22 protein-coding genes are annotated in these 19,358 nt (G+C 47.5%); 10 read left to right on the top strand and 12 right to left on the bottom strand.

Features of this window, described 5'->3' with window-relative positions:
* Positions 1 to 54: 54 nt before the first annotated feature.
* The 3 genes from ccoG to ACWPOD_RS20125 form a co-directional block, all read right to left on the bottom strand.
* Positions 55 to 1,476: a cytochrome c oxidase accessory protein CcoG gene (gene ccoG / locus ACWPOD_RS20135; RefSeq protein ID WP_046874594.1), complete on the bottom strand. Its 1,422-nt coding sequence runs from the start codon at positions 1,474 to 1,476 to the stop codon at positions 55 to 57.
* 313 nt (positions 1,477 to 1,789) lie between these two features.
* A complete protein-coding gene (locus tag ACWPOD_RS20130; RefSeq protein WP_047010287.1) occupies positions 1,790 to 2,056 on the bottom strand; it encodes a YihD family protein in 267 nt (88 codons plus the stop codon).
* 166 nt (positions 2,057 to 2,222) lie between these two features.
* Positions 2,223 to 2,390, bottom strand: a complete 168-nt coding sequence (locus tag ACWPOD_RS20125) for a hypothetical protein (RefSeq protein ID WP_005379043.1) — start codon at positions 2,388 to 2,390, stop codon at positions 2,223 to 2,225.
* 296 nt (positions 2,391 to 2,686) lie between these two features.
* Here ACWPOD_RS20125 and ACWPOD_RS20120 point away from each other — a divergent pair, with 296 nt between their 5' ends.
* Together ACWPOD_RS20120 and trhA are read left to right on the top strand one after the other, a co-directional pair.
* On the top strand, positions 2,687 to 3,493 hold the full coding sequence (locus ACWPOD_RS20120; RefSeq protein WP_005394045.1) for a sporulation protein: 807 nt from the start codon (positions 2,687 to 2,689) through the stop codon (positions 3,491 to 3,493).
* A 70-nt stretch (positions 3,494 to 3,563) separates the two neighbouring features.
* The gene (gene trhA, locus ACWPOD_RS20115) at positions 3,564 to 4,217 is read left to right on the top strand and encodes a PAQR family membrane homeostasis protein TrhA (protein ID WP_005394044.1); all 654 of its coding nucleotides are present in this window, start codon (positions 3,564 to 3,566) and stop codon (positions 4,215 to 4,217) included.
* 38 nt (positions 4,218 to 4,255) lie between these two features.
* Here the strand turns inward: trhA and ACWPOD_RS20110 are convergent, their stop codons facing one another.
* The 6 genes from ACWPOD_RS20110 to def all read right to left on the bottom strand — a co-directional run bounded on the left by ACWPOD_RS20110 (position 4,256) and on the right by def (position 10,625).
* Entirely contained in the window at positions 4,256 to 4,840 is a 585-nt protein-coding gene (locus ACWPOD_RS20110) for a DUF3157 family protein (RefSeq protein ID WP_185090727.1), read from the bottom strand.
* 25 nt (positions 4,841 to 4,865) lie between these two features.
* Positions 4,866 to 6,311: a TrkH family potassium uptake protein gene (locus tag ACWPOD_RS20105; protein WP_006742925.1), complete on the bottom strand. Its 1,446-nt coding sequence runs from the start codon at positions 6,309 to 6,311 to the stop codon at positions 4,866 to 4,868.
* A gap of 9 nt (positions 6,312 to 6,320) precedes the next feature.
* A complete protein-coding gene (gene trkA, locus ACWPOD_RS20100; RefSeq protein WP_005379062.1) occupies positions 6,321 to 7,697 on the bottom strand; it encodes a Trk system potassium transporter TrkA in 1,377 nt (458 codons plus the stop codon).
* A gap of 64 nt (positions 7,698 to 7,761) precedes the next feature.
* Positions 7,762 to 9,045, bottom strand: coding sequence for a 16S rRNA (cytosine(967)-C(5))-methyltransferase RsmB (rsmB, locus tag ACWPOD_RS20095; RefSeq protein ID WP_005394040.1), 1,284 nt, complete (start codon positions 9,043 to 9,045; stop codon positions 7,762 to 7,764).
* Positions 9,046 to 9,125: 80 nt separating this feature from the next.
* Entirely contained in the window at positions 9,126 to 10,073 is a 948-nt protein-coding gene (gene fmt / locus ACWPOD_RS20090; RefSeq protein ID WP_005461453.1) for a methionyl-tRNA formyltransferase, read from the bottom strand.
* A gap of 33 nt (positions 10,074 to 10,106) precedes the next feature.
* Entirely contained in the window at positions 10,107 to 10,625 is a 519-nt protein-coding gene (gene def / locus ACWPOD_RS20085; protein WP_005379068.1) for a peptide deformylase, read from the bottom strand.
* 138 nt (positions 10,626 to 10,763) lie between these two features.
* Between def and ACWPOD_RS20080 the strand changes: the two genes are divergently transcribed.
* From ACWPOD_RS20080 to ACWPOD_RS20065, 4 genes are all read left to right on the top strand, one after another.
* A complete protein-coding gene (locus ACWPOD_RS20080) occupies positions 10,764 to 11,858 on the top strand; it encodes a LysM peptidoglycan-binding domain-containing protein (protein ID WP_167426116.1) in 1,095 nt (364 codons plus the stop codon).
* Positions 11,842 to 12,951, top strand: a complete 1,110-nt coding sequence (gene dprA, locus ACWPOD_RS20075) for a DNA-processing protein DprA (protein ID WP_167426117.1) — start codon at positions 11,842 to 11,844, stop codon at positions 12,949 to 12,951. Before ACWPOD_RS20080 ends, dprA begins: the two co-directional genes overlap by 17 nt.
* A gap of 2 nt (positions 12,952 to 12,953) precedes the next feature.
* On the top strand, positions 12,954 to 13,433 hold the full coding sequence (locus ACWPOD_RS20070; protein ID WP_005379074.1) for a DUF494 family protein: 480 nt from the start codon (positions 12,954 to 12,956) through the stop codon (positions 13,431 to 13,433).
* Positions 13,434 to 13,511: 78 nt separating this feature from the next.
* Positions 13,512 to 14,081: a DNA topoisomerase family protein gene (locus tag ACWPOD_RS20065; RefSeq protein ID WP_167426118.1), complete on the top strand. Its 570-nt coding sequence runs from the start codon at positions 13,512 to 13,514 to the stop codon at positions 14,079 to 14,081.
* 69 nt (positions 14,082 to 14,150) lie between these two features.
* Here ACWPOD_RS20065 and ACWPOD_RS20060 read toward each other — a convergent pair whose 3' ends face one another.
* Positions 14,151 to 15,278 (bottom strand): 5-(carboxyamino)imidazole ribonucleotide synthase, encoded by a 1,128-nt coding sequence (locus ACWPOD_RS20060; RefSeq protein ID WP_167426119.1) that lies wholly within the window; start codon positions 15,276 to 15,278, stop codon positions 14,151 to 14,153.
* A gap of 4 nt (positions 15,279 to 15,282) precedes the next feature.
* The gene (purE, locus tag ACWPOD_RS20055; protein WP_005379082.1) at positions 15,283 to 15,768 is read right to left on the bottom strand and encodes a 5-(carboxyamino)imidazole ribonucleotide mutase; all 486 of its coding nucleotides are present in this window, start codon (positions 15,766 to 15,768) and stop codon (positions 15,283 to 15,285) included.
* Between the two features lie 199 nt (positions 15,769 to 15,967).
* On the opposite strand from purE, the gene ACWPOD_RS20050 reads away from it, so the two are divergent.
* From ACWPOD_RS20050 to ACWPOD_RS20035, 4 genes are all read left to right on the top strand, one after another.
* Positions 15,968 to 16,525, top strand: coding sequence for an L-threonylcarbamoyladenylate synthase (locus ACWPOD_RS20050; RefSeq protein WP_046874602.1), 558 nt, complete (start codon positions 15,968 to 15,970; stop codon positions 16,523 to 16,525).
* Between the two features lie 47 nt (positions 16,526 to 16,572).
* Positions 16,573 to 17,490 (top strand): oxygen-dependent coproporphyrinogen oxidase, encoded by a 918-nt coding sequence (hemF, locus tag ACWPOD_RS20045; RefSeq protein WP_065645011.1) that lies wholly within the window; start codon positions 16,573 to 16,575, stop codon positions 17,488 to 17,490.
* Positions 17,491 to 17,591: 101 nt separating this feature from the next.
* Complete coding sequence (aroE, locus tag ACWPOD_RS20040) at positions 17,592 to 18,425, top strand: shikimate dehydrogenase (protein WP_167426120.1); 834 nt, start codon at positions 17,592 to 17,594, stop codon at positions 18,423 to 18,425.
* Between the two features lie 3 nt (positions 18,426 to 18,428).
* Positions 18,429 to 18,692, top strand: coding sequence for a DUF1488 family protein (locus ACWPOD_RS20035; RefSeq protein ID WP_012841273.1), 264 nt, complete (start codon positions 18,429 to 18,431; stop codon positions 18,690 to 18,692).
* A 7-nt stretch (positions 18,693 to 18,699) separates the two neighbouring features.
* On the opposite strand, the gene ACWPOD_RS20030 is transcribed toward ACWPOD_RS20035, so the two are convergent.
* Positions 18,700 to 19,248, bottom strand: a complete 549-nt coding sequence (locus tag ACWPOD_RS20030) for a gamma carbonic anhydrase family protein (protein ID WP_005461433.1) — start codon at positions 19,246 to 19,248, stop codon at positions 18,700 to 18,702.
* Positions 19,249 to 19,358 lie beyond the last annotated feature (110 nt).

Raw genomic sequence — 19,358 nt, 5'->3', positions numbered from 1 at the left:
ATAAACAAAAAGGCTCATTGCTGAGCCTTTTTCCATTAGTCACTGAAGTAGACGCTATAGTTTTTTTATAAAGCGGCTTTCCACTTCAATGGTGAATTCGTTGCTCTTATCGGTGAGTATAAACTGAATTGTCGTAATCGCAGAGTTTAGCTTGTCAGGATCGGCGCCAAGGCTCATTGGTAAGTTCAATACTTCACCTGGCTGTACCTGAATTGTCTGCTTACCGTACCAGCTTACATCGGATAGCCCTTCAACATCCAACGAGTACTCTTGCACTTGCTGGGTTTTGTTGATCACCTTGAGGGTGTAGGTGTTTTCTACTTCGCCTGAGCTATTTACTCGGAACAGTTGGTTACGGTCGCGAATAACACTCATGCCTGCTGGGTCTACCGCTGCGATTTGGGCAAAGAACAGACCAATCATGACCAGTAGCACAGCTCCATAGCCCAGCAGCTTCGGACGCATGACTTTGGTACTCTTACCCGATAAGCGATGCTCGGTGGTGTAGCTGATTAGGCCTTTTTCGTAACCCATGCGATCCATGGTGTTGTCACACGCATCAATACAGGCACCACAGTTAATACATTCATATTGTAAGCCGTCACGAATATCGATACCTGTTGGGCACACCTGTACACACAAATCACAATCAATACAATCACCCAAACCAAGTTGCTTTGGATCGGCTTTGCGCGGACGTGGACCACGTTTTTCACCACGTTTGGCATCATAGCCAACGATGAAGGTGTCTTTATCAAACATGGCAGACTGGAAGCGCGCATAAGGACACATGTGGATACACATGATGGAACGCATCCAACCAGCATTACCATAAGTACAAATGGCAAAGAACATGATCCAAAAGACGGGCCAGAAGGTGGCGTTAAAGGTGAAAAAGTCGATAACCAATTGCTTCATTGGTACGAAGTAGCCAACAAAAGTAAAACCAGTGGCGAGCGCAATGGCAAACCAAGCGATATGTTTGACGGTTTTGCGCATCGCTAAATTTGCCGTCAGCTTATTGGAGTCCTGCTTACGACGCTTATTGGCGCTGCCCTCTAGCTTCTCTTCAAACCAGATATACATGAAGGTCCAGACGGTTTGTGGGCAGAGATAGCCACACCAAACTCGACCTAAGAAGGTGGTAATAAAGAACAACCCAAACGCCGCGATCACAAATAGCAAGGCGAGTAGGGTAAGATCTTGCGGATACAACGTGGTACCGAAAAAGTTGAACTGCTGGTTGCCAATATCGAGCAAGATCGCTTGACGTTCACCGTAAGGGATCCACGGTATCAAAGCGAAGAGAAGCAGTAAGAACCAACCACCGTAACGACGCAGTTTCTGGTAAGTCCCTTTGCTTTCGCGTACATAGATGCGATTACTTGGGTTGAATCGATCCCCATTCCCTTTATGAGTCTTGGGGTTGTAGGTTTTAGGAGTCACATCTTTGATATCGATCTTATCCTGACTCATGCACTCATCCTTCTTAGGCTTTTATAATGTACGGCGTCATTTCTATTGATGTCGCTCGATGACATTGCTACTTCGTCCTTATCATAAATCATGACCGGACATAATTATTTTAGTAAATACTGATGAACGGCGATTATACAATCAATAACAATTCCTTTTCTTTAACGCAGTCAACGTTTAACAACAAAAGTCAGTACAGTTAACCTGATAATTGGCTGAACAGTTATAACCAACTGTGGGACTAAAAATTTTAGTTATAAAAAAGCGACTCATTTGAGGGAGTCGCTTAAAGAATACTGGGTTGTTGAGCCGGTTATTTGATGACGCCACGAGCGCGCAGAATCGCAGTTTTAAAATCATCTTCTTGGTCTTTCTTAAGACCTGGGATCATTTCGTCTTTGCTGCTGTTACGCATTTTAAGGTGGTAGATCAGCACGTCGTCGGTCAGATCTTCTAGCTTGCCTTCGTAGCCTGCTTCTTTCGCTAGCTTCACGATGAACTGCAGTAGGTTCATTTCTTGGTCTTTATGCCATTCAGGCTCTAGTAGCTCAAGCAGCTCTTCAATGCGATGACACTTCATTTCTTTCTCCACAGAATTTATAGGTGTAATTAGCTGTAAAGGTACCAAATTGCTTTGCGAAGACCAAATAGGAAAAACTATCTATTTCACTGTGTTTTGTTCTAAGTCGTTGAGGTGGTTTGAGTTGCGTGCAAAGAAAAAAGCGCAGCTGGCGCCGCGCTTTTGATTAAGCTGCTTTGATAACTTTGGCCGGAACACTCGACATCATTGCTGTCTTCTCAACCAATGTCATTGCTGGCGCAACTTGCTTTGCCTTTGGTGCAGTAGTAAAGCCACTGCGGCGGCGCATTGCACTAGTATTAGTGTGTGCGAACCTGACTGTTGTTGGGCGCATTAATTTACCTAACTGTCAGGCATATCCATTGCCGATGTAATGGCCTGAATCATTATGAGCTAGGCTCCAACAAGATTGAAGAATCACTCTTCTGGCTCTCGCCAATCCAGTTAATGAATCAGGAATACCGATATGCATGCATATCACGTATAAGATTAGCATCCTTGTAATAATTGATCGATAGTTGAGCAATTGAATTGTTTAGATTTTGTCATTTTGTCGCGATGATCGAGGCAATTTTTGTTTGATCCCTCGATCAGCAGTAGTAGTATGAGATCTCGACGAAGGAGGTGCCTATGTCATTTTTGAAGAAGACACTTGCCAGTTTTGGGATTGGGAGCGCTAAGGTCGACTCAATCCTAAATCAAGACGTGCTATATCCTGGTCAAAGTGTGGATGTGTCTATCCATGTTTATGGTGGTGCCACTGAACAAGCGATCGACAACATCGATTTAAAACTGTGTTGTCGCTATATCGCGGAAGCTCCTGATGACCGTGGTGCGCGAGAAGGACACAGCATGCGCCGAGTACCTCAGACTCATGTGCTTGCTAAGTGGAGCCTCCCTTATGCGTTTACCATCCATTCCGGCGAAGAGCGTACCTTCGATGTTCAGCTCGATGTGCCTTGGAATACGCCTGTCACCATTGGTGACGCCAAAGTGTGGCTCGAAACCGGCTTGGACGTTGCTGCTGCTTTAGACCCGACCGATAAAGACATCCTCACCGTTCGACCTGATCCACTAATGGATGCGGTGTTATCCGCATTTGAAGCGCAAGGTTTGCGTATTCGCCAAGTGGAGTGTGAGGAAGTAAAAGGGTTCGACCTGCCATTTGTGCAAGAATTTGAGATGGTGCCGACTGACGGGCCATACCATGGCGTGTGGCGTGAGTTAGAATTTGTCGCTCATCGTAGCGAGCAAGAACTCAAATTATGGTTTGAAGTTGACCGCACACGCAAGGGCGAGGGTGGCATGCTCGCAAGCTTACTGGGTAGCGGAAAACTCAAACGAGAGTTGACCATTCCAGCCACAACTAAGCTTGATCAAGTGGGCGAACTTGTACTTAATTATCTCGATCAAACCACGGCCGTTCATGAGTCTTAATTTAAGCTTACACGTGTAAGCCTAATGTGCCATACTAGAGAAAATTTCAAACTCTAGTATAGGCGCATTGATGTCTGAACTGCAGAAACCTCAATACAGTCAACGCGAAGAACTGGCCAATACCATCACTCATGGCATTGGGATGATTTTTGGTATTGTTGGCTTGATACTGCTGCTAATCAAAGCCATAGACCAGCAAGCTGATACGCTGACGCTGGCCAGTATGGCTGTCTACGGCGCGAGTATTATCGTGCTATTTTTGGCTTCGACGCTGTATCATGCAATTCCGCACCCCAACGCCAAACGCTGGCTAAAAACTTTCGATCACTGCGCCATTTATCTGCTCATTGCTGGCAGTTACACGCCTTTTTTGTTGGTGAGTTTACGTACGCCGCTCGCGTTTGGTTTGATGATTGTTATCTGGACCATTGCTCTACTCGGCATCATCATGAAAGTCGCGTTTGTTTACCGATTTAAAAAGCTTTCCTTGATGACGTATTTGGTCATGGGCTGGCTGTCGTTGATTGTGATTTATCAGTTGGCGATCAACTTGGATATTGGCGGACTGACATTACTCGCAGCTGGTGGGATTGTGTATTCACTGGGGGTGATTTTCTACGTTGCGAAGCGTATTCCATTCAATCATGCGATTTGGCACGGCTTCGTTTTAGCGGGTTGTGTGTGTCACTTCTTCGCAATTTATTATTTTGTCGAGCCTATCTAACGGATAGATATGAACTCGACAAAACATGTGTTATCACATTAACGAGTTTTCACTTCTAACACTTTGGCTGAAAACTGGTATTGCTGAGACTGCGGCACTGCCAGTTTGATGCTTTTACCCTGTTCTGCTTGTTTTGGTCGCAGGTAAGTATCCGCCATTCGCTTGATGGATTGCCAAACTGTGACTTTTTCTTTCGCCAGTTGCTGGCCAGACATATCAAATACCTGAACTTCCACTTCAACTTGAATCACCGATTGTGAGCTTTGATTGGTAATGGACGTTGGCAGTACGAGCTCACCATCTTGATAGCTCGCGGAGCCAATCAGTACGTCGACACCAGAGTCAGACAGCTGCATGGTTGGCTTTTTGGCGTTTACTACCACGGTAGTGCCAACAGTTTTCGTCACTACTGGAATTGTCGCAATTGCGGGAGCTGCGATCGTTTCAACCGCACCTGTTGTCGCTTGCGTCTCTGTTGCTTGCTGCGCAGGTTTTTTCATGACGTATTCCCAAGTAAAGTCATCGTTTAACTTCACTTCTCGACCATCGGCTAAAGTGATGACTTCAGCGGCGTATGTGGATGAGGCGGCAAGTAGGGTCGCCAGAGTGATCCATGTTTTCATTGTTATACCTTTTATTTGTGTCTGCTTAACGGCGCCAAAACGCAGGGAAGAACAGTACAAGAATAGTCAGAATTTCCAAGCGGCCCATTAACATGCCAAAGCTCAGGAGCCACTTGGCGGTATCTGGCAGAGGCGCGAAGTTACCCGTCGGTCCAATCACGCTTCCCATACCTGGGCCGACGTTGGCTACCGCAGTGATGGCACCAGAGATGCTAGTGATGGGGTCTAAACCCAGTGCACTCAAGCAACCCGCGATAAAGATGATGGTGATAAAGAACATCAAGCCAAACGCGACCACCGAGCGAACAATGTCATCATTCACTGGGCGTTGGTTGTAGCGCTGTACAAATACACCTGAAGGGTGAATCAATTTCATCATCTGTTTGTTCAGCAGTGTCATTGCGATTTGGAAACGGAAGATTTTTATCCCGCCAGACGTTGATCCTGAGCATGCCCCCGCCATCATTAAGAAGGCAAAAAGAGTTGTGGGTAATGCGCCCCACGCGGTGAAGTCCTCTAAGCCAAAGCCGGTTGTGGTGACGACAGAGACGATATTAAACATCGACACTCGTAGCGCATCCAAAATGGTGTATCCGTCTCGAATCACTAACCAGGCTGAAATCACTAAGCTTGAGAACACGAACAGGTACGCGAATCCTCGAACTTGAGCGTCGTTAACTAACACATCAATACGGCGTTTACGTAACGCGGCGATGAAGAGCAAAAATGGCAAGCCACCTAAGAACATAAAGGTAGTGGCCACCCAGTGTGCGCCATTAGAGAAGTGGTTCATCGACCCGTCGGATGTAGAGTATCCGCCCGTTGATAGCGTGGTAAAGGCGTGATTGATCGCTTCAAACAGGTTCATGCCGGTGACCAAGTAGCCCACAATGCATAAGCCAGTAAGCATCAAATAAACCGCTACGATGTTTTTGGCGACCGTTTTCGCTCTCGGGCTACTTTTATCCGACCAATCTGATGATTCGGTTTGGAATAGCTTCATACCACCGACATTGAGCATAGGTAGCACCGCCACCGCCATTACGATAAAACCAATCCCCCCAAGCCACTGCAAAATAGAGCGCCACAGCAAGATGCTCGGCGCCATGTTGTCTAGGCCACTGAGCACCGTTGAGCCCGTCGTGGTGATACCCGACATCGTTTCGAAGTAGGCGTCGGTGAAGCTGATGTGGTTGATAAACACAAATGGCAAGGCGGCAAACGCACTCGCGATGGTCCAAACCAGACTGGTGATGAGGAACATATCGCGTACGCTGAGTTTGAACTTGGCGGTTCGACCGATCGTTAGGCAAATGAAGGCGGCAAGGTGCGTGATCACAACGGCTTGGGCGAAATCGAGGAATCCCCCCGTACCGGTAAAGAAAGCGACCAAAGTCGGCACGTACATAAACAGGGCCAGTTTGGATAAAACCAGCCCGATAACAAACAGTACGGGACGTAAGTTGACCATAGGAAAATCCTAGAGGAAGAATGGACTCGGCTGGAATAGCGCTTCGACGTCTGATACGTATTTTTTGTTGACCAGGAACATCACCACATGGTCATCCTGCTCGATGACCGTACGGTCGTGGGCAATAAGGACTTCTTCGCCACGAACGATAGCACCAATGGTGGTCCCAGGTGGGAGCTTAATATCTCCAATCGCACGTCCAACCACTTTGGATGTACTTTCATCACCGTGAGCGACGGCTTCAATGGCTTCCGCAGCGCCGCGGCGAAGTGAGGATACGTTCACGATATCAGCGCGACGAACGTGCGTCAGCAAGGCGGAAATGGTCGCTTGTTGTGGTGAGATCGCCACATCAATTACGCCGCCTTGTACCAGATCTACATAAGCGCCACGTTGGATCAGCACCATTACTTTTTTCGCGCCCATGCGTTTTGCCAACATCGCAGACATGATGTTGGTTTCATCTTCGTTGGTCAGCGCGATGAAGACGTCGACTTGGTCGATGTTCTCTTCCGAGAGAAGCTCTTGGTCTGCCGCATCACCGCAGAACACGATGGTGTTTTCGAGTTGCTCAGAGAGCTTTTCTGCACGCTGGTAGTTACGCTCAATCAGCTTCACGCTGTAAGTTTGCTCTAGGCGTTTTGCTAAGCTCGCGCCGATGTTACCCCCGCCAACAATCATGATGCGGCGGTACGGTTTTTCTAGACGCTGAAGCTCACTCATCACTGAGCGAATATGATTACTTGCTGCAACGAAGAACACTTCATCGTCGGCTTCAATAATTGTGGTGCCTTGTGGGCGAATCGGGCGACCCTGGCGGAAAATAGCCGCCACACGGGTATCGATGTGCGGCATGTGCTCACGCAAAGCAGACAGCGCATTACCCACCAGCGGGCCACCATAGTAGGCTTTCACCGCCACTAGGCTGACTTTCTGTTCAGCAAAGCTCACCACTTGCAGTGCGCCTGGGTATTGGATCAGACGTTCGATGTAGCTCGTAACGAGTTCTTCTGGTGCGATAAGGTGATCAACAGGAATAGCGCCAGATTTAAACAGGGCTTCTTTTTCGGCCAGATATTCTGGAGAGCGAATACGCGCAACGCGGTTTGGGGTGTTGAATAGAGTGAACGCGACCTGACAGGCGGCCATGTTGGTTTCATCAGTGTTGGTCACCGCGACGAGCATATCGGCGTCTTGCGCACCAGCTTCGTGCAGCACGTCTGGGTGGCTCGCATGGCCATTGACCACACGCAGGTCGTATTTGTCCTGCAATTCACGCAGTCGGTCGGCATTGTTGTCGACGATGGTGATGTCGTTGTTTTCACCCACTAGGTTTTCTGCCAGTGTGCCGCCAACCTGACCTGCACCAAGAATAATTATCTTCATACTCTTTTCTCGTTATCTGAAAAAGGCGATTGAAATCACTCCAATCGCCCTATTTAGCATGCTGTTACGCGTGTGTTTTGGTTAGCACTGCGTAGTAGAAACCATCCATGTCTTCTTCGCCTGGTAGAATTTGACGACCAGGCTGGTCGGGATCAGAATCCAGCAGTTGCGCATCCGCGGTACGTGCTAAAAACGCTTTTACTTGCTCCACGTTTTCTTGCGGTGTGATTGAACAAGTCGCGTAAACCATTGTGCCGCCGGGTTTCAGCTGCGTCCACATGGCATCAAAAATTTCACTTTGTAGCTCTGCTAATGCGGCGATGTCGTCTGCACGACGTAGCCATTTGATGTCTGGGTGACGACGAATCACGCCAGTCGCAGAACATGGGGCATCCAGCAAAATGCGATCAAATTGCTCGCCTTGCCACCATTCTTGTGGATTACGCGCATCACCGCAAACCACTTTTGCCTGAAGGTTGAGACGCTTCAGGTTTTCATGCACACGTTTCAAGCGTGTGTCGTCGCAGTCAATCGCGACCACTTCACTACCTGACGTGCGCTCTAGAATGTGCGCCGTTTTGCCACCTGGCGCAGCACAGCAATCTAAAATCAGTTCGCCGTCTTGTGGTTTTAGGTAGTTGATCGAAAGCTGCGCTGCCGCATCTTGGACCGAAACCCAACCTTTATCAAAACCAGGTAGCTTCATCACGTCACATGGTGCGGCCAATTTTATGGCGTCCATTGCTTCTGTGTGTGGCGTGCTATCAATGTTTTCATTTTTGAGTAGCGCAAGGTATTCATCACGAGTGTGGTGTTGATGGTTCACACGCAGCCACATTGGTGCTTTTTGGTTGTTCGCTTCAACAATGCTTTCCCATTGCTGTGGGTAGGCCTCTTGCAGCAGTTTTAGTAACCAGCTTGGGTGACCGTACTTGCCAGCGTTGTTGCTGACGGCCATTTGGTCGAGTTCTTCTTGGTTGCGTTGGTAGTTACGCAATACAGCGTTAATCAAACCACGCAGACGAGGACCTTTCAGCTCTTTAGTGCCTTCAACCGTTTCACCGACTGCTGCGTGCGCAGGAATACGCATGAAGCTCAGTTGGTAAATACCAACCAGAATTAGGTGATGGAATACACGTTGTTTGCCTTTTAGTGGCTTATCCATCAACTGGTTTGCGATCATTTCTAGGCGAGGTAGGTAACGTAGCGCACCGTAACAGATCTCTTGTAGCAGAGCGTGGTCACGAGGTCGTACCGTTTGTTGAGCCGCTGGAAGAGCGCTTGAAAGTGAGTGGCCCTTGTCGACGACAAGATACAGGACGTTAGCAGCCGCAGCGCGAACATTCATGATGAGTACCTTAAAGTAAAGGAGGGCATCTCTGCCCTCTAAAAGTTCGTATTATTGGGGATAATAACCCCTAGTATGGCTTAAACCAGCAGAGTGCCAACTTCAAACCAAGCCGCACGCGAATTCAGAATATCCTGAACTGACATGGCTTTTTTGCCAGGAACTTGCAGTTGCTCTAGCACCAGTACGCCGTTGCCTGTCGCAACATAAATACCGGTTTTATCTGCTTGCACGATGGTGCCGGCTGGCTTGTCACTGGTTTGCTCTGCGACACGGCTTTGCCATACTTTGATGCTGTTTTCTGCCGCCTCAAAGTGGCTCATTGGCCATGGGTTAAATGCACGAACGCAGCGCTCAATGTGCGCTGCATCGTCGTTCCAATTGATGCGTGCTTCTTCTTTGCTGAGTTTTTTCGCGTAGTTCGCTAGCTCATCGTCTTGCTTCACTGGCACTGCTTTACCCGCAGCAATGTCGGCTAAGCAGTCAATCAGGGCTTCTGGGCCAAGCTCAGCCAATTTTTCGTACATTGAAGCGCTGGTATCTGTCGCTTCGATTGGCAGAGTTGCAATCTTCAGCATATCACCAGTGTCGAGACCGATGTCCATCTGCATGATGGTCACGCCCGTTTCTGCATCGCCCGCCCAAATAGAGCGTTGGATTGGAGCCGCACCACGCCAACGAGGTAGGATAGAACCATGTACGTTGATACAACCCAGTTTAGGGGTATCAAGAACCGCTTGTGGCAGTAGCATACCGTACGCCACGACAACCATGAGATCGGCGTTCAGATCGGCAAGTTCTTGTTTCGCTTCGTCGGACTTAAAGCTTTCAGGTTGGTAAACCGGGATGTTGTGTTCCAGCGCCAGTTGTTTTACCGGTGGCGCAGCCAATTTCTTGCCACGACCCGCTGGACGATCTGGGTTTGTGTAAACCGCGATGACTTCATGCTCCGAAGACAACAACGCCGCCAAGTGACGGGCGGCGAAATCCGGAGTACCTGCAAAGACAATACGTAAAGACTGACTCAAGGTAGGCTTCCTTCTAATTGGTATGGTTCGAGATTAAGCGTTTTGCTGCTTCTCGTTAAAGCGTTTGATTTTTGCTAGCTTGTCCTGAATGCGTTTGCGTTTCAGTGGCGATAGGTAATCCACGAATAGCTTACCTTGTAGGTGATCAAGCTCGTGTTGAACACAAATCGCTAGCAGGTCGTCGGCTTCAAAGGTGAACTCTTTGCCATCACGATCCAGTGCTTTAACGGTAACTTCTGCAGCGCGAGGCACAAGTGCGCGTGCACCTGGTACCGACAGACAGCCTTCTTCGATGCCATCTTCGCCACGCTTTTCCAGAATCTCAGGGTTGATTAGCACCATCGGCTCATCGCGAGTTTCTGAAATATCAATCACTACGATACGTTTGTGGATATCAACCTGCGTTGCAGCAAGGCCAATACCTTCTTCGTCGTACATGGTTTCAATCATGTCATCGACGATTTTTTGAATCTCAGGCGTCACCGCTTCAACAGGCTTTGCGACTGTGCGCAGGCGATCATCCGGGAATGTTAATACTTGTAATACAGACATATTCACTCGAAATATTGAACTGTGCCGAAACAGCACAAACCTTGTTGGCTCAATTCTAGACATTTTATAGCCTAAATGACAGCATCCTTGCACCAATTTCCATTCTGGTTCCTGCTTAATAGACCAAGGACGAGGGTCATGAATCGAATTTTCCGCAACGTTGCCAGTGTTACGTTGCCGTTACTTTTCTCTTTCAACGCTGTAGCAAATGTGGATGCAAACCCACTGACTGTTAAAGATGATGCGCCACAAACATATGTAGTCGTGAAGGGCGATACGCTATGGGATATTTCGGCCATGTACTTGGATAGCCCGTGGTTGTGGCCTCGTTTATGGCAAGTAAACCCGGAAATCGACAACCCTCATTTAATTTATCCCGGTGACAAGCTGTCTTTGGTGTGGATTAACGGTCAGCCCGTATTGAGCCTAAAACCGGTTAAGAAGCTGAGCCCGAAAGCACGTATCACGGAAAAGAAAGCGGTACCAACGGTCGCGGAAGGTTTGGTGATGCCTTACCTCAAATCGGATCGGTTGCTGGATCAAGATGCGTTGAACAGTGCAGCAAAAGTGATGGGTAGCAGCAAAGGCAGTAAGTATCTGACTGCAGAAGATGTGCTGTATATCAATGGTAATCAGACCGCGACAGGTTGGGCTATTTACCGACCAGTAGCTACCTTTTCGCGTGACGATGTGTCCGAAGAGATTACCGCGCTGCGTTTGATTGCCAAAGGCGAGCTCGTTGAAGCTTCGAGTGATTATTCAGGTTTGAAGCTTACATCGCAGATGCAAGAAATTCTACGTAACGATATCGCGTTGCCAAATCAATCGGTTGAGAATACTGACTTCACGACTACGTTCTACCCGCTGCCGTCGCCACAAGGCAGTTCGGCAAAGTTGCTAGGTAATATCGAAGGTATTCGCTTTAGTTCAACTAACCAAGTCGTGGTGATTGATAAAGGCACGTCAGACAATCTGAAGCAAGGCAGTGTGTTTGATTTAAAAGAAGACGCGCACCCAGTTTACAAAGACGGCGATGAGTTCAAGAAAGAGTTTGGCGTGCTTGATAAGAAAATCACTCTGCCACAGAGTAAAGTTGGCGAATTGCTTGTGATTCGTCCGTATCAGTACTTTAGCTTGGCACTTATCACTAACAGTACGAAACCCATTAACCAAGATGTTTCGGTGGTGTCACCGTTGGCGAACGAATTAACCATCGATGAATCGAAGAAATAACGATGATCTCGCTGCCTGGTTAAAACTGAGTTGTTTACCAGGCATTGGCGGGGTCAAAATGAATAAGCTACTGGCAAGAGACACGCCGCGTAACATCGTAAACTTCTCTCCCGAACAGCTACAACAACTTGGGTTAACAACTAAGCAAATTCAAGCTTGGGCTTCAACAGATAAAGAAGTTGAAGCCTGTTTAAGTTGGCTTGAGGCTTCTACAAATCATCATATCCTGACACTGACTGACCCGCTTTATCCACCTCAACTCAAACAAATCGTTGCGCCGCCACCTCTGCTTTTTGTGCAAGGAAGTTCTACTTGTCTTTCGCAGCCACAAATCGCGATGGTTGGCAGCCGAAATGCGAGTATTGATGGCTTACAGCATGCACGCCACTTTGCCGCCGAATTTGTTCAGCACGATTTTATTGTCACCAGTGGTCTCGCTTTAGGCATTGATGGCCATGCGCATGATGGTGCGTTGCAAGCAAAAGGTAAGACGATTGCGGTGCTGGGATCTGGCTTAGAAAATATTTATCCGGCACGTCATCGTGGTTTAGCGCAACGTGTTATTGAACATGGGGCTTTGGTGTCTGAGTTTCGTCCCAACGCCAAGCCGCGCCCGGAAAACTTCCCGCGTCGAAACCGCATTATTAGCGGATTATCGCTAGGTGTGTTAGTTGTGGAAGCGGCGGAAAGGAGTGGCTCGTTAATTACTGCTCGTTACGCGCTTGAGCAAGGTCGAGAAGTGTTTGCGCTGCCAGCTTCGATAAATGCCCCTAATGCCAGCGGTGGCAACCAGTTGATACGTCATGGTGCTTGCCTCGTAGAAAAGACGAAAGATGTCTTAGATGAAATACAGTCTTTGCTTGGTTGGTCTATTAATCAGAGTACCGATTTATTTTCTACGTTAAATGATGAAGAAGAATTGCCATTTCCTCAGCTGTTAGCTAACGTAGGAAGTGAAGCTACACCGGTTGATATTCTTGCAAACAGGACCAATATACCTGTCCAGGAAGTCATGATGCAGCTCTTAGAGTTAGAACTCTCTGGGCATGTCGTTGCGGTTTCAGGTGGCTATATTCGAAAGGGGAGGGGCTAGCTATGATGATGGATATACTGATGTATCTATTCGAAACCTACATCCATAGCGATGCAGAGTTACAGGTCGAACAAGACGAGTTGGAAGAAGAGCTGCTCCGTGCAGGCTTCCAACAAAAAGATATCTACAAAGCCCTTGTCTGGTTAGAAGAGCTTGCCGCATTGCAGCAAAGTGACACCTCTTCTGCAATCTCGACTTGCATGGCTTCGTCATCAACTCGTATCTACACAGCGAAAGAGATGCAGCGTTTAGATTTGGAATGCCGAGGGTTTTTATTGTTTCTCGAGCAAATCAATGTGTTAACCACAGAAACTCGCGAAATGGTGATTGACCGAGTGATGGGTCTAGAAACGAGTGAGTTTGAGCTTGAAGACCTCAAATGGATCATTTTGATGGTGCTGTTTAATGTGCCTGGCAATGAAAACGCTTATACGCTAATGGAAGAGCTGTTGTACACCAAGGAACAAGGGATTCTTCACTAACCCAATCTAGGCAAGTTCGAGTTTAGCTAGCAAGAACGCGAGCTTGTCTTTTGGTGTGTTTTTCACGAAACGGTAAGTATGAGTAGTAAAATCGACAACACCCTTTTCTCTGCCCATGAACACGCATTGGAACACGAGCCATGTCCTAAATGTGGCAGTGAGTTGATCCTCAAACATGGCAAACACGGTCCATTTCTTGGCTGTGGCCACTACCCAAGCTGTGATTACATCAAAGCTCTGCACAATAATGATGGCCACATCGTCAAAGAGCTTGGCGTTCCTTGTCCAGATTGTGGTAACGAGTTGGTATTACGCCAAGGGCGTTATGGCATGTTTGTTGGTTGCAGTAACTATCCGGCTTGTCATCATATTGAGTCAATTAATCAACCTGAGCCAGAAAAGCAGCCGCAAGAACAACACGCGTGTCCTGAATGTGGTAAAGGTCATTTAGTTGAACGTAAGACGCGTTTTGGTAAAACTTTCTACGCATGTGATAACTACCCTAAATGCAAATTTGCCGTGAATCTCCCTCCGGTAAAGGGGAGGTGCGAAGAATGTGGTTTTACTCTGTTGGTGGAGAAGAAACTCGCCAGTGGTGTGAAATTGCAATGTGCCAACCGTAAGTGCCAGCACACTCAGCAAGGGTAAATACATCAAAGGAATTAAAAAGGGTCGCATCGTGCGACCCTTTGTGGTTTTTGGGGCTAGATTTTAGCGTTACGCTTGTTTCGCAAACTCGTGCACGGCTGGGAATGCCATTGGATCTAAGGCATCCGAGAGAGCGCACAACCTACGGTGCAATTCTCCTGGGTAGTCACCACATACGTTGATGTGACCCATTTTTCGCCCTTCACGCTTCTCTTTGCCGTACCAATGGATGTGACAACCATCCATGGCGAGAAGCGCTTCTGGCAACGTATCTTCACCAAGAATATTCACCATCGAGGTTTCGCGAATCAGTTTGGTGCTGCCTAACGGCAAGCCGCATACGGCGCGCAGGTGGTTCTCGAACTGACAGGTTTCTGCACCTTGCTGTGTCCAGTGACCAGAGTTGTGCACTCGTGGGGCAATCTCATTCACTAGCAGCGTGCCATCGACATCAAAGAATTCGAGCGCCAATACACCAACGTAATCTAGGCTATCTGCGACGGCCGTGAGCATCTGCTTGGCTTGGGCTTGCAGTTCTGGCGCATCAATTGCGGTGGATAAGCTCAGTACGCCATTGATGTGAACGTTTTCTGCTAGAGGGTAAACTTCAACGCAGCCATCTTTGCTTCGAGCACCAACTAGTGATACTTCGCGGTTAAAAGGAACAAACTCTTCAGCAACAATCGCTTGAGTTGGTGTTGCCGCGATGCACTCTGCCATCTCAGTCCAAATGTCGTCGACTTGAGAAGCTTCTTTTAAGCGCCATTGACCTTTACCATCGTAACCTCCCAATGCACTTTTCAGAACCATTGGCATACCAACGTGTTCAATTGCGCGCTCAAAGTCTTCACGAGTTTCAATCACGTAGTATTTCGCGTTGCGCACGCCAGCATCATCAAGCAGTGCTTTTTCAATACGGCGATCACCACCTGCTTTGATGGCTTGCGTACTTGGTAGGAACTTGCCGCTCGCTTCGCAAACCTTGAGCACGTCATGTGGAATATGCTCGAACTCGGCAGTAATCACATCAACTTGCGTAATCGCATTTTCCAAACCATGGCCAAGTACCTGTTGGGTAAGAGGATGGACAACGTTACCGCTGCCGACATCGTAAGCCGAGATTTGGATGTTCAGTGGTGCACCAGCCAGAGACATCATGCGAGCCAACTGACCTGATCCGAGAATCAGTACATGCATCTGATTAATCCTCAGCTGGATTTGGGTTAGCCAGTACGGTTTCCGTCTGTTCATTGCGGAACGCTTCTACCTTCGCCATGATGTTTTCATCATGAGTGCCTAGGATTTGCGCTGCTAGGATACCGGCGTTTGCTGCGCCCGCTTCGCCAATCGCTAATGTACCAACCGCAATTCCCTTTGGCATCTGTACAATAGAGAGCAGTGAATCCATACCTTTCAGTGCACGAGACTGAACGGGAACACCAAGCACTGGCAAACTAGTAAACGCAGCAGCCATACCTGGTAGGTGGGCTGCACCACCTGCGCCTGCGATGATAACTTTGATGCCGCGTTCTTTTGCGCCACTGGCGTAGTCCGCCAGTAATTGAGGAGTTCGGTGTGCTGACACGACTTTTGTTTCGTAAGGTACGCCAAATTGGTCTAGCATGTCCGCTGCTAGTTTCATGGTTGGCCAATCGGATTTAGAACCCATGATGATACCGACTTTCATCTCAAACTCCTTCAAGCTGCAAAATTAGGTGAGCTGATAAATTTGTGCGCATTATACGGGGATTTTTATCTCAAGCAAACGTTTGCGTCTTGTTGTTGACGCTATTGATACATTTTATAAAAAAATTGCTTTAGTGTCTGAGAATGAATATTTGTACACTTAGTGAAAATAATACAGTCAGACAATCAGGAAGTAATCGGTGGATAACTTTGAACAAGTGCTCAACGCACTACAACAAGGCGAAGTGATTGCCTACCCAACAGAAGGGGTTTTTGGTGTCGGATGCGATCCAGATAACCCAGAAGCAATTCAAAAACTGCTGGAGCTCAAGCAGCGCCCGGTGGAAAAAGGGCTGATTCTGATCGCTGCAAGTTATGAGCAGCTCTTGCCGTATATTGATGAATCTCAACTGACTCGAGAACAATTAGCGACCGTTCATGCAACTTGGCCAGGTCCATACACTTGGATCATGCCTGCGAGCGATAAAGTCTCCAACTGGGTTTCAGGGCAGTTTGATTCAATTGCAGTTCGTGTGACTGATCATCCTTTGGTTCAAAAGATGTGTAATGCATTCGGAAAGCCGTTAACCTCTACCAGCGCGAATCTTTCCGGCTTGCCACCGTGTATGACCACGGAAGAAGTCGAAGAGCAATTGGGTGACAAGCTGGTGGCCATTCTTCGTGGTGAAACCAGCGGTCGTGATAAACCCAGCGAGATTCGTGACGCCAAGACTTCACAAATATTAAGACAGGGCTAACCCTGCTTGCCAGTCATCAACCGGTATCACGTAATAGGTAATAACGTATGTCAGCAATCGATAAGCACGCCGTAAAGCAGTTCCTGATGTCACTTCAGGACTCCATTTGTCAGCAGTTAGAACAAGAAGATGGAGAGGCCGTCTTTGTCGAGGATGCATGGCATCGTGAACCGGGCGAACGTCTTGGTGGCGGTGGGCGCTCACGTGTTATGCGTGATGGCCTTGTTTTCGAGCAAGGTGGGGTGAACTTCTCGCATGTAGAAGGGAAAGAAATGCCAGCATCTGCGACGGCACATCGTCCGGAGCTAGCGGGTCGCCGTTTTGAAGCGATGGGGGTCTCTTTGGTTATCCATCCCAAAAACCCTTACGTCCCAACTTCTCATGCGAATGTGCGTTTCTTTATCGCCGAGAAAGAGGGCGAAGAACCAATTTGGTGGTTTGGTGGTGGTTTCGACCTGACTCCTTTCTATCCTTTCGAAGAAGATTGTCAGTCATGGCACGATACAGCTAAGGCAATCTGTGCCCCATTTGGTGAAGAAGTATATGCTGAACACAAAGCGTGGTGTGATAAGTACTTCTTCTTGCCACACCGAAATGAAACTCGTGGTGTTGGTGGTTTGTTCTTTGATGATTTGAATCACTGGGAGTTTGATAAGTGTTTTGATTACATCAAAGCGGTGGGTGAAGGCTATTGCCAAGCTTATTTGCCGATCGTGTCTCGTCGTAAAGACATCGAATATGGCGAGCGCGAACGTGAATTCCAACTTTACCGTCGTGGTCGTTATGTTGAGTTCAACTTAGTGTACGACCGTGGCACTTTATTCGGTTTACAAAGTGGTGGGCGTACCGAGTCGATTCTGATGTCGATGCCGCCGTTAGCGCGATGGGAGTACCGCTACGAACCAGAAGCAGGAACGCCTGAAGCCGAACTTTACGATCGATACCTGAAACCACGCGAATGGTAAGCACGGAATCTCCTTTTCTATATAGATAGATAGTGATAGGGTCATCCGTAATCAGATGGCCCTGTTTTCTCTATATCTAAGTAAGGAATAAAGGTAAGGAAATGACCCTGCAAATCGATCGTTACGCCGTGTTTGGTAACCCTATCGGGCACAGCAAGTCGCCATTTATCCATACACTCTTTGCTCGTCAAACGAATCAGTCCCTAACATACACCGCAGAATGTGCGCCTGTGGGTGGATTTATCGAGGCGGCGAAAGCATTTTTTTCGGACGGCGGCAAAGGTTGTAACGTGACCTTGCCTTTTAAAGAAGACGCCTATCAATTTGCCAGCCGTTTGACCGAGCGTGCTCAGCTTGCTGGAGCTGTGAATACACTTAAGAAGCTTGATGATGGTGAAATCATTGGTGATAACACTGATGGTGCAGGCTTAGTGCAGGACTTGTTGCAACATCAAGTCGTGTTAGAAGGTGCACGTATCTTGATCATAGGAGCTGGTGGTGCCGCTCGAGGTGTGATTAAACCATTGCTCGATCAAAAACCAACATCTCTAACGATAACTAATCGTACATTTTCCAAAGCCGAAGAATTGGCAGAATTGTTTTCTGCATATGGCCCTGTTACAGCAAACGAGATGAATACCATTGCTGAAGAGTTCGATGTCGTAATCAACTCCACGTCTGCATCATTGAGTGGTGAGTTACCTGCGATCTCTTCCTCGGTGTTCGCCGCCAATAGTACAAGCTACGACATGATGTATGGCAAAGGTGATACCACATTTAACCAATGGGCTAAGCAACACGGTGCGGCACATGCTTATGATGGTTTAGGTATGTTAGTTGGCCAAGCTGCTGAGAGTTTTATGTTATGGCGCGGTCTTCGTCCAGGCGCCAAACAGATTTTGCGTGAATTAAGAAAGAACCTTGAAGGTCAATAAGCGATGAATCAATCCATTTTATTCCCAGACATGCAATCATGGGATGAAGTATCACAATCAGTAAACTTTGCGGCGCAACAATCAGGCGCACTAATAGAATGCTTTGTGACGAAACAAAAGTTAGAAAAGTTATCTGGCTCAGAGTTAGATACGGAGCAGGCCGTGCTCTCTGCTTTTATTGACTACCGATTTGATCTGGAAGAAATAGCAGAAGAGTTAATAGAAGATGAAGCCTTCAACGAAGAAGGCCATATTATCATCGGCTAACAGACCTTTAGTTCAAGTCTTCTACTTCATGTAAGTAGTCGTTTTTGTTTTGAACATAGTTATTGGCAGACTTTTGCAAAAAAGCTCGTTCTGTCTCTGATAGAGGGCGAGCTTGTTTTACTGGACTACCGACATAAAGATAACCGCTTTCTAATCTCTTTCCTGGCGGTACTAAACTGCCCGCTCCAATCATCACCTCTGATTCAATAACGACAGCATCTAAAACAATCGCCCCCATACCAACCAATACACGATCGTGTATCTCACAACCGTGCAGCATCACTTTGTGGCCAATCGTAACGTCATTGCCAATAATAAGTGGATAGCCGTTTGGGTTTTCAGAGTTCTTATGGGTGACATGCAAAACACTGCCATCTTGAATATTAGTTCGATCACCAATGTGAATGTGGTTCACATCGCCTCGTGCCGCTACTAATGGCCAAATGCTAGAATCGTCCCCAATACGGATATCTCCGACTAACACTGAGGTTGAGTCAACGTAAACACGCTCACCAAGTTGGGGCTTTATACCTTTGTAGCTTCTAATTGAGCTCATCTTTTCTCCTTATTAGGGGCGATTACTGGGGATATGGAGGTAGAATAGTAGTGAAAACTCGCCTTTTAGAATAAAAAACACCCAAACGATAAAAAAATCAAAAAAAATGT

It is taken from the genome of Vibrio sp. JZG120 (assembly GCF_053890955.1).
The sequence above is the reverse complement of the archived record's forward strand: the minus strand, read 5'-3'. Positions and strand labels throughout refer to the sequence as shown.